This is a genomic window from Mycobacterium sp. ABE4_509 (assembly GCF_056160785.1).
Map to the genome: position 1 here is coordinate 20,117 of NZ_JBSWXU010000058.1, position 9,343 is coordinate 29,459.

The 9,343-nt window shown below is 69.8% G+C and carries 11 protein-coding genes; 2 read left to right on the forward strand and 9 right to left on the reverse strand.

Going from position 1 to position 9,343, the window contains the following annotated elements; genetic code table 11:
- The first annotated feature begins 19 nt into the window (after window positions 1–19).
- Entirely contained in the window at window positions 20–742 is a 723-nt protein-coding gene (locus tag ACXAID_RS14230) for a type 1 glutamine amidotransferase (RefSeq protein WP_475022862.1), read from the forward strand.
- On the opposite strand, the gene ACXAID_RS14235 is transcribed toward ACXAID_RS14230, so the two are convergent.
- Complete coding sequence (locus tag ACXAID_RS14235; RefSeq protein ID WP_475022863.1) at window positions 724–2,073, reverse strand: TIGR01777 family oxidoreductase; 1,350 nt, start codon at window positions 2,071–2,073, stop codon at window positions 724–726. The two genes, ACXAID_RS14230 and ACXAID_RS14235, sit on opposite strands and share 19 nt — an antisense overlap.
- A gap of 125 nt (window positions 2,074–2,198) precedes the next feature.
- On the opposite strand from ACXAID_RS14235, the gene ACXAID_RS14240 reads away from it, so the two are divergent.
- Window positions 2,199–2,867, forward strand: a complete 669-nt coding sequence (locus ACXAID_RS14240) for a phosphoribosyltransferase (RefSeq protein WP_475022864.1) — start codon at window positions 2,199–2,201, stop codon at window positions 2,865–2,867.
- A gap of 113 nt (window positions 2,868–2,980) precedes the next feature.
- Here ACXAID_RS14240 and ACXAID_RS14245 read toward each other — a convergent pair whose 3' ends face one another.
- From ACXAID_RS14245 to ACXAID_RS14280, 8 genes are all read right to left on the reverse strand, one after another.
- Window positions 2,981–3,400, reverse strand: a complete 420-nt coding sequence (locus ACXAID_RS14245; RefSeq protein WP_475022865.1) for a DUF308 domain-containing protein — start codon at window positions 3,398–3,400, stop codon at window positions 2,981–2,983.
- Between the two features lie 42 nt (window positions 3,401–3,442).
- Window positions 3,443–4,252, reverse strand: a complete 810-nt coding sequence (gene wag31, locus ACXAID_RS14250) for a DivIVA-like cell division protein Wag31 (protein ID WP_475022866.1) — start codon at window positions 4,250–4,252, stop codon at window positions 3,443–3,445.
- Window positions 4,253–4,480: 228 nt separating this feature from the next.
- Window positions 4,481–4,771: a YggT family protein gene (locus tag ACXAID_RS14255; protein ID WP_475022873.1), complete on the reverse strand. Its 291-nt coding sequence runs from the start codon at window positions 4,769–4,771 to the stop codon at window positions 4,481–4,483.
- Window positions 4,772–4,896: 125 nt separating this feature from the next.
- Window positions 4,897–5,544, reverse strand: a complete 648-nt coding sequence (locus ACXAID_RS14260) for a cell division protein SepF (protein WP_475022867.1) — start codon at window positions 5,542–5,544, stop codon at window positions 4,897–4,899.
- Window positions 5,541–6,443, reverse strand: a complete 903-nt coding sequence (locus ACXAID_RS14265; RefSeq protein WP_475022868.1) for a YggS family pyridoxal phosphate-dependent enzyme — start codon at window positions 6,441–6,443, stop codon at window positions 5,541–5,543. The genes ACXAID_RS14260 and ACXAID_RS14265 overlap by 4 nt, the downstream gene beginning before the upstream one ends.
- Window positions 6,440–7,153 (reverse strand): peptidoglycan editing factor PgeF, encoded by a 714-nt coding sequence (gene pgeF, locus ACXAID_RS14270; RefSeq protein ID WP_475022869.1) that lies wholly within the window; start codon window positions 7,151–7,153, stop codon window positions 6,440–6,442. Before pgeF ends, ACXAID_RS14265 begins: the two co-directional genes overlap by 4 nt.
- A gap of 19 nt (window positions 7,154–7,172) precedes the next feature.
- On the reverse strand, window positions 7,173–8,345 hold the full coding sequence (gene ftsZ, locus ACXAID_RS14275; protein WP_475022870.1) for a cell division protein FtsZ: 1,173 nt from the start codon (window positions 8,343–8,345) through the stop codon (window positions 7,173–7,175).
- Window positions 8,346–8,597: 252 nt separating this feature from the next.
- The coding region (locus ACXAID_RS14280; protein WP_475022871.1) for a cell division protein FtsQ/DivIB at window positions 8,598–9,343 on the reverse strand (746 nt) is incomplete at its 5' end.

Sequence of the window (9,343 nt, forward strand, 5' to 3'; positions counted from 1 at the left end):
ACCGCGCGATACTGGGCCGGTGGCACCGAGGGTTCTGTTTCTGCGCAACGACCACGTGGCGACCGAGGCGATGCTGGGTGAGGCATTCACCGACCACGGATTCGACATCGAGGTGTTCGACGTGGTTCCCGCCCACCTCGCCGACACCCCGGCCGCCGGTACGGTGAGTGTTCCCGACCCGGGCGGCTATGACGTCATCGTCCCGCTCGGCGCGCGCTGGCCGGTGTACGACGAGGCGCTGCGGGCCGGCTGGGTCGGCACCGAGATGCAGCTGATGAGCGATGCCGCCGCGGCCGGGACCGCGCTGCTGGGAGTGTGTTTCGGCGGGCAACTGCTGGCTCAGGCGTTCGGCGGCACCGTCAGCCGGTCGCCGCACCCCGAGATCGGCTGGTACGACATCGCCAGCGACCGGCCCGACATCGTTCCCGGCGGCCCGTGGTTCCAGTGGCACTTCGACCGGTGGACGGTGCCGCCCGGGGCGACCGAGCTGGCCAGGACCTCTGGGGCGTCGCAGGCGTTCGTCCTGGGCCGGACCCTGGCACTGCAGTTTCATCCCGAGGTCGACGCTGCGCTGCTGAAGAGCTGGCTCGGCGACGACGCCGACGAGGTCGCCGCCGCGGGGCTGGACCCCGACGAGCTGATGGCCCGCACGACCGAGCTCGCGCAGCAGGCCGCGCCGCGGATCCGCACCCTGGTCGGTGGCTTTCTTTCCCTGGTGGCGGGTCACTCCCGCCCGAGCTGATGCGCCAGCGCGTCCCCGACGTCCGGGTGGCGGAAGCGGTGACCGAGCGCGGCCAGCTTGGCCGGCAGCACCCGCTGGCTGGCCTCGGCGAGTTCGCGGGCGCCCTGTTCACCCAACAGCAGCCGCGGGCCCAGCGACGGCACCGGTAGCACGGCCGGCCGGTGCAGCACCCGGGCCAGTTGCTCGGTGTACTCGGAATTGCGCACCGGCTCGGGTCCGACCGCGTTGACCGGGCCGGCCAGCCGGTCGTCGAACAGGGCGCGGTAATAGATGTCGAGCAGGTCGTCGAGCCCGACCCAGGCCAGCCACTGCCGGCCCGAACCCAGCCGGCCCCCGAGACCAGCGGCGAACAACGGGCGCAACAGCTTCAGTGTGCCGCCGGCGGCGGCCTGCACGATGCCGGTGCGCACCGCGACCACCCGCAGCCCGGCGTCGGCGGCCGGTGCGGTCGCCGCCTCCCAGTCGGTGACCACGTCGGCCAGGAATCCGGTGCCGTGCGAGCTGTCCTCGGTCAGCGGAGTGTCGCCCCGGTCGAACCCGTAGACGCCCACCGCCGAGGCGCTGATGAACACCCGCGGCCTGTCCTGCGCTGCGGCGGCCGACGACGCCAGCAGCCGGGTCGGCTCGATTCGGCTGTCCCGGATGGCGGCCCGATGCGATTCGGTGAACCGGCCCGCGATGGAGGCCCCGGCCAGATGGATCACCGCGTCCACGCCGCTGAGCAGATCGTCGGCAGGGTCCTGCGGGTTCCACCGCCGCTCGTCGGCACCCGCCGGATCACCCCGCACCAGCCTGATCACCCGGTGCCCCCCGGTGGTCAGGAATGCGGTCAGCGCCGAGCCGACCAGCCCGGAGGCGCCGGTGACCGCGATGACACGGGGGCGTAGGCCGGCCTCGGCCGCCCGGGCGTGCGCGGCGAGATCGTCGGCGAGCTGACGGTGCCGGTATGCGAACATCGAGCGCAGCATGGCCGCGGGCACCGGCGTGTCGACGCGGTCGTGCATCCCGGTCCGTCCACCGAGGTCGCTGAAGGTGTGGGTGTGCCGCCAGCCGCCGGCCAGCCGGGCCGGCCACGATGCCGGACCGGCCGAGGACAGCTCGTCGACGAACCGGCTGTTTGGCTGGTAGCCGGCCGGGTCGTGACGGGCCACCCAGCGCAATCCCCCCGGCAATCCGAGCTCGGCGACCCCGTCGGCGAGCGAATCCGCCTCCCGCAGCACCGTCATCGGCTGCCAGGGCGGGACCAGTCGGCGCATCGCCCCTGGCCGGGTATGCCAATCCCATACCCGCTGCAGCGGGTGGTCGAGCTGGCTCTCGTAGTCGATACCCATGGTCCTCCCGGGGCGGTGGTGGTGTGCGATCAGGGATTCGTCGCCGCGTAGAGGATGGATTGCCCGCAAACCGGGGCGGGTACTCACCAGCGGGGCCGATGATGCCCCCGGCCGACGGGTGAACGATGAAGAGCAGCCGACGAACCTTTCGTGATCGCCGCGAGGCAGGTCAGGTGCTGGCCGGCGACTTGGCGCGGTACGCCGGGCGGGACGATCTGCTGGTGCTCGGACTGGCCCGGGGCGGAGTGCCGATCGGCTGGGAGGTGGCGGCCTCGTTGCGGGCACCGTTGGACGTGTGCCTGGTCCGCAAACTGGGCGTCCCGCAGTGGCCCGAGCTGGCGATGGGGGCGGTGGCCACGGGCGGCGGGGTGGTGCTCAACGACGATTTGGTGCGCAACCTCGGCATCGACGAGGACCAGGTTCGCGACGCGATCACCCGGGAGACCGCCGAACTGCACCGGCGCGAGCAGTGCTACCGGGCTGGCCGGGGGCCGCTGGAGCTGACCGGCAGGACGGTCATTCTGGTCGACGACGGCATCGCCACCGGTGCCAGCATGGTTTCTGCGGTGCGTTCGGTACGTCAGGCCGGCGCATCACGGATCGTGGTCGCCGTCCCGGTCGGACCGGCATCGGTGTGCCGGAAGCTCCGCGGGGAGGCCGACGATGTGGTGTGTTCGACCACCCCCGACGATTTCCACGCGGTGGGTCAGGTCTTCGGGGATTTCCACCAGGTCGGCGACGACGAGGTGCGCGCGCTGTTGGCGACCCCGACGATGGCGGCCGGGGAGCACTGAGCGGGACGCTCAACGCGTGACACTGAGCGGGACGCTCAACGCCCGACACTGAGCGGGACGCTCAACGCCCGACACTGAGCGGGACGCTCAACGCCCGACACTGAGCGGGACGCTCAGCTCCTGGCGGTGTCCTCGGTGCCGTCGGTGTTCTGCTGTTCCGCGGCGGCGGTTTCGTCTTCGGCCCCGGGCCGCACCTCGTCGGCCGAATCGCCTGCGGCAGCGGGCTGTTCCTCGGAGGTCGGTCCGTCGCCGGCCGGCGCGGGCTCCTCGGGGTAATCGGCCACCGGGGGTTCGTCGGGGTAGTCCTCGACATCGTCGCCGGCGCCCTCGACGGGCTCTTCTGCGGTCTCGTCCGCAGCCTCCTCGGACTCCCCGCCCTTGGAGCGGTCACGCAGCGCATCGACGATCAGCAACACCACACCGATGGCGCTGGCCCCGATACACACCCAGGCGATCACCTCGTTGCTGGTGACAACCGCGGTCACCAGCGCTGCCAGCCCGATGACGGCGAGCACCAGTGCGACGATCAGCATGGGTCGACCCGTGCCGAGGAACGTGGACGATGAGGCACGTGACTAGTTGTTGCCCCGGTTGAACTGATTGAAGCCGCCCTCGCTGTTGGCGCCGGAGTCGACCGGGGCCGCGGACCCACGCTGCCCGAGTTCCTCGAGCTGCGACTCCAGGTAGGTCTTGAGCCGGGTGCGGTATTCGCGCTCGAAGGTCCGCAGCTGCTCGAGCCGCCCTTCGAGAACGGTGCGCTGCTGGTTGATGGTGCCCATGATCTCGGAGTGCTTGCGCTCGGCGTCGGCCTGAAGTGCATCGGCCTTCTCCTGTGCCTGCCGCAGCTGCGTCTCCGAGCGGTTCTGCGCATCGGCGAGCATGGCGTCGGCACGCTGGCGGGCCTCGGCGACGGTGGTCTCGGCGGTCTGGCGGGCCTCGGTGACCATCTGGTCGGCCTGCGCCCGGGCATCGGCGAGCATCTTCTCCGACTCGGCCTTGGCACTGCTGGTCAGGCGATCGGCGGTGTCCTGGGCCAGGCTGAGGACCTTGGCAGCACGCAGGTGCTGGTCCTCGGCAGCCGGCGCGGGCTGCGCGGGCGGGGCCTCGTAGGTCGGCTCGGGAGCCGGTGCGGGCTCGGGCTCCGGCTCGTAGACTGGCATCGGCGCAGCCGGCTGGGCCGAACCGCCGCCGGCGCGGGCCGACGCGAGTTCCTGGTCCAGCTCGCTGACCCGCTGCCGCAGGTCGCTGTTCTCCTCGATGAGACGGGCCAGTTCGTTCTCGACCAGGTCGAGGAAGGCGTCGACCTCGTCCTCGTTGTAGCCCCTCTTGCCGATTGGCGGCTTACTGAAGGCGACGTTGTGCACGTCTGCAGGAGTGAGCGGCATTGTCTGCCCCCTTGGAGTCTGGACCGTCAACCGATGTCAAAGTGTAAAGCAGTACTGGAACGTAACTGGCGTCCATCCTGTCACACCAGACCCGGCGGTTGCAGAAGAGGCCGATAATTAAGGTCGAATTTCAACATTCCTGATGCCCGCCCGGGCGCGCGAAATGTGCCCAGCGGGCGCTTTCCCCGCCGGCGAGTCAGCCTTTTGCCCTGCTCACGGGCGATTTGGCTAGACGGCAGCGCCGAATGCCAGCTGCATCCCGATGAAGGCGAGCAGCAGCAGCACCATGATCGACAGGTCGAACCGCACGGCGCCGATCGTGAGCTGCGGAATGATCCGCCGGAGCAGTTTCACCGGCGGATCGGTCACGGTCATGATGATCTCCAGGATGACCACCGTGGCTCCCCTGGGCTGCCAATCACGGCTGAAGGACCGGATGAACTCGACGACGACCCGGGCGATCAACAGCAGCCAGAACACGAACAGCGCGAAACCCAGGATCTCGAAGAAGAGCCCCAACGGAAGCGACCTCACTCCAGGACGTTGACTGACGATGGATAGGGCGAACCGGCCCACTGAGCCGATGCCGCCGTCAGCCTACCCTCGGTGCCGCCGCAGACCGCTCGCAGCCACCGGCCGACCGGTCACTGATAGGCGTAGAAGCCGGCCTCGGCGATGCGGCGGCGCTGCTCAGCGGTCACATCAACATCGGCCGGCGACAGCAGGAAGACCTTGGTCGCGACCTTGTCGAACGAACCGCGAAGCGCGAACGCCAGCCCCGCGGCGAAGTCCACCAGCCGCTTGGCGTCGGCGTTGTCCATCGAGACCAGGTCCATGATGACCGGGGTGCCGTCGCGGAACCGCTCACCGATGGTGCGCGCCTCGCTGTAGTCCTTGGGACGCAGAGTGGTGATCTTGGCCAGCGGGCTACCGGCTTCGAAGAGCTCGGCCATCCCGCGCGGATCCATGGCCAGCGCACCGCGCGTGGACCCCCGCATGGAACCGAAACGCGGTGGGGTGCGGTCGAACTCACGCGGGGTCCGCATTCTGGGGTCGAACCGGCCGTCGTCGAAGCCGCCGCGGTAGCCCGCAGGCTCGTCGTAGTCACGGCGCCGATCGTCGCCGAGGCCGTCGAAACCGCGCGGCGAGTAGCCCTCGTCCTCGAACCGGTCCTCCCGGGGACGGCGGTAGGAGCGCACCGGGCCGCGGTCGTCGTCGTCGTAGTAGTCGTCCTCGTAGTCATCCATGGGCGCCATACCGAAGTAGGCCTTGACTTTGTGCAGTGTGCTCATTGTGAGGACCCTTCGTGCGGTGGAGCCGATGTCGTGCGGGATGAGGAACGAGGTAGCGCGGACTTCGGTGAGGACTCAGTGGACTCGACGGACTCGGAGGCCCTGGGCCGCTCAGCGGAATCTGGTGTCTGTGATGAAGGTGTGACTCGTGTGACTACTGCGGGTGACGTTAGCGGTCGGGATCCCAATAGCGCGGTACCGACACGCACACATGTCGAACCATGTTCGACCGCCGCCTCGAGGTCACCGGACATCCCGGCCGACAATTCGAGCCGCTGGCTGTACCGGCCCTGTACCCGCTGGCGTTCGGCACTCAAACGGCCGAAGGCGTCGCCGGGGTCCGCACCCACCGGCGGGATCGCCATCAGGCCGACGAAATCCAGACCCGCCGCCGCCTCGATCGCGGCACACAGTTCGTCGACGCGCTCCGGTGCGCCCACGTCGACGCCGCCGCGGGACTCGTCGCCGTCGAGGCTGACCTGCAGATACACCCGCAGTGGCGCGTCCCGGCGGCCCTGGTCGAGCGCTTCGGAGGCGGCCCGGCTCAACGCGTTGATGACCTTGACACTGTCGACCGAGTGCACGGCATAGGCCCACTCGGCGATCGAGCGGGCCTTGTTGCGCTGGATCCGCCCGACCATGTGCCAGCGGATCGCGCCGGTCTGCTCGGCGTGCGCGACCTCGGCCACCTTCTGCACCGCTTCCTGGTCGCGCGATTCACCGAATGCGTTGCAGCCCAGGTGGTGCAGAGCGACCACGTCAGCGGCCGGGAAGAACTTGGTGACCGGCAGCAGCTCGATGTTGGCGACGTCACGTCCGGCCGCCAGCGCCGCGCGGGCCAGCCGCGCCCGCACCACGTCGAGTGCCTGGCCGAGTTCCTGTTCGCGCCCGGAGGTCATGGTTCGGGCTCCAACCACACCAGCGAGGCGATGCGGCCGGTCGGGGCGTCGCGGCGGTGGCTGAACAGCGATCGGTCCGCGACGGTGCAGCGTGGGTCGATGTCGACGGCGGTGACACCGTGCGCACGAAGCTGCCCGGCGATCCCCGCCCGCAAATCCAGCCCCGGGGTTCCCCGATGCGTGGTCGTCCGGCTTCCCGGCAGTGATCGTTCGACGTCGGCGGCCATCTCCTCGGGAACCTCGTAGTTCAGGCCGCTCACCGCAGGCCCCAGCAACACCGAGATGTCGGCGACGTGCGCGCCGGCATCGGACATCGCCTCCAGGGCCCGGGCCACGATCCCCCGTTGCGCACCGACGCGGCCGGCGTGCACGGCGGCCACCACCCCGGCACGGGCGTCGGCGAGCAGCACCGGCACGCAGTCGGCGGTCACCACCGCCAGCCCGATCCGCGGCGTGGTGGTGACCAAACCGTCAGTGTCATCAGGGGTTTCACCGCCGCCGTCGACCATCCGGATATCCGTACCGTGGACCTGGTTCATCCAGACGATGCCGCCGTCCCCGAGGCCGGTGGCGGTCGCCAGCCGACGCCGGTTGGCGGCCACCGCGACCGGATCGTCCCCGACGTGGTCACCGAGGTTGAAGGTCGCGAACGGCGGTTTGGAGACGCCGCCGGCGCGGGTGGTGGTCACGCGCCGCACCCGAAGCTTCACAGTGCGACCGTAGGTCGGATCAGTGGCGCATGAAAGGCGGGACGTCGACGTCGTCATCGGAGATTCCGCCGTCGTCCCCGCCGATCCGCACCGTGGCCCCGTTGGTGTGCACGGGCACACTGGCCGGATCGTTCGGCTCGAACAGCGAAGAACCGACCCGGCCGGCCTTGCCCGGGGTGATCGGCGTGCTGGTGCTGGCGCTTTCGGTGGCCGGGGCGTCCCCGGTGACCGGCTTGCGTCCCGGACCTGCGGCGTCGAAGCCGGCGGCGATCACCGTCACCCGGACCTCGTCGCCCAGCGAGTCGTCGATCACGGTGCCGAAGATGATGTTGGCGTCCTGATGGGCGGCATCCTGCACCAGCGAGGCGGCCTCGTTGATCTCGAACAGGCCCAGGTCGCTGCCGCCGGCCACGGACAGCAGCACACCCTGTGCACCCTCCATCGAGGCCTCCAGCAGCGGCGAGTTGATCGCGATCTCGGCGGCTTTGAGGGCACGCCCGTCCCCGCGCGCCGAGCCGATGCCCATCAGCGCGGTACCGGCGCCGCTCATAACACCCTTGACGTCGGCGAAGTCGACGTTGATCAGACCCGGGGTGGTGATCAGGTCGGTGATGCCCTGCACGCCGTTGAGCAGCACCTCGTCGGCGCTGCGGAACGCGTCCATCAGCGACACCGCCGCGTCACCCATCTGCAGCAGCCGGTCGTTGGGGATGACGATCAGCGTGTCACAGCTCTCCCGCAGCGAAGTGATACCGGCCTCGGCCTGGTTGCTGCGCCGCTTGCCCTCGAACGAGAAGGGCCGCGTCACCACGCCGACCGTCAGCGCGCCGAGCTTGCGGGCGATGGTCGCCACCACCGGCGCGCCGCCGGTTCCGGTGCCACCACCCTCACCGGCGGTGACGAACACCATGTCGGCGCCGCGCAGCAGCTCCTCGATGTCGTCCTTGGCGTCCTCAGCCGCCTTTCTCCCGACCTCGGGATCGGCGCCGGCGCCCAGGCCGCGCGTCGAATCCCGCCCGACGTCGAGTTTGACGTCGGCGTCGCTCATCAACAGCGCCTGCGCATCGGTGTTGATCGCGATGAACTCGACGCCCTTGAGGCCTTGCTCGATCATCCGGTTGACGGCGTTGACGCCGCCGCCGCCGATACCGACCACCTTGATCACAGCGAGGTAGTTATGCGGGGGGGTCATGCCACGACCTTCTTCGCGCAAGCGCTCATCAGCGTCGCCCTTCCTGCGTGATTGTGTCTGTCCACTTCCGCACCTCTTGAGCGTGCCCCTAAACCCTCAACCTCAACCATAGGCTTAGAGTTATGTCAAGTAGTGCGGTGCAAACAGAACGGTAGGGCCGCTGTGCACACCCGCCGAGCAGGCGCGCCGACGCGACGCAAGAAAATTCGCGGCGATGTTTCGATCACCGCCCGGGCGCGATCCGCCCGGCGGCTATTTCACCGTCGGCAGGTCCGGGCTGGACACGTCGTAGGTCTGGCCCGGCTGCGTCAGCAACGCGGCCAACTTGAGCGCCTTCTCCTCGGTGCGGTCGGTGGTCCCCCACACCACGGTGCGCCCGTCGACCAGGGTCAACGTGATCGACGCGACCGAGGGCGCCGAAACCCTGCCCACCTGGGCGGCCACCTCGGGCCGCAACGAGGTCATCACCTTCAGCGCGGCCTGTGTTGCCGGGTCGTCGGGTCCGGGATTGTCGGTCTCCAGATAAGGCACCCCCGGCGGTGGCGGCCCGGTGGCGAAATCCACCCCGTCCTTGTCGAACAGGTGCACACCGTCCGGATAGTCCCGCAGCACCACCGGCACCCGCTCGACCACGGTGATCCGCAGGGTCGACGGGTACTGGCGCTGCACCCGGGCCGAGGCGACCCGGCGGATCTCGGCGATCCGGCCGGCCACCTCGTCGGTGTCGACCTGCAGCAGCGGCGTACCCGGCGCCACCGCGGCGACGCCGACCACCTCGTCCTGGGACAGCGCCCCGAGACCGGTGACGACGATGCTGCGCGCCGACATGATCGGGGTGAAATACAGCAGCAGCCCCAGCCCGACCACCAGCAGGGCGATCACCGCAGAGAATCCGACCACCTTGAGCCCGCGCACCGTGCCGCGCCCCAGGGTGGCGGTCTCGGCCGCCGGCCGGCCCGACGCGCGGCGTTTGGCCTCCCGGCGCGCGTCCTCGATGG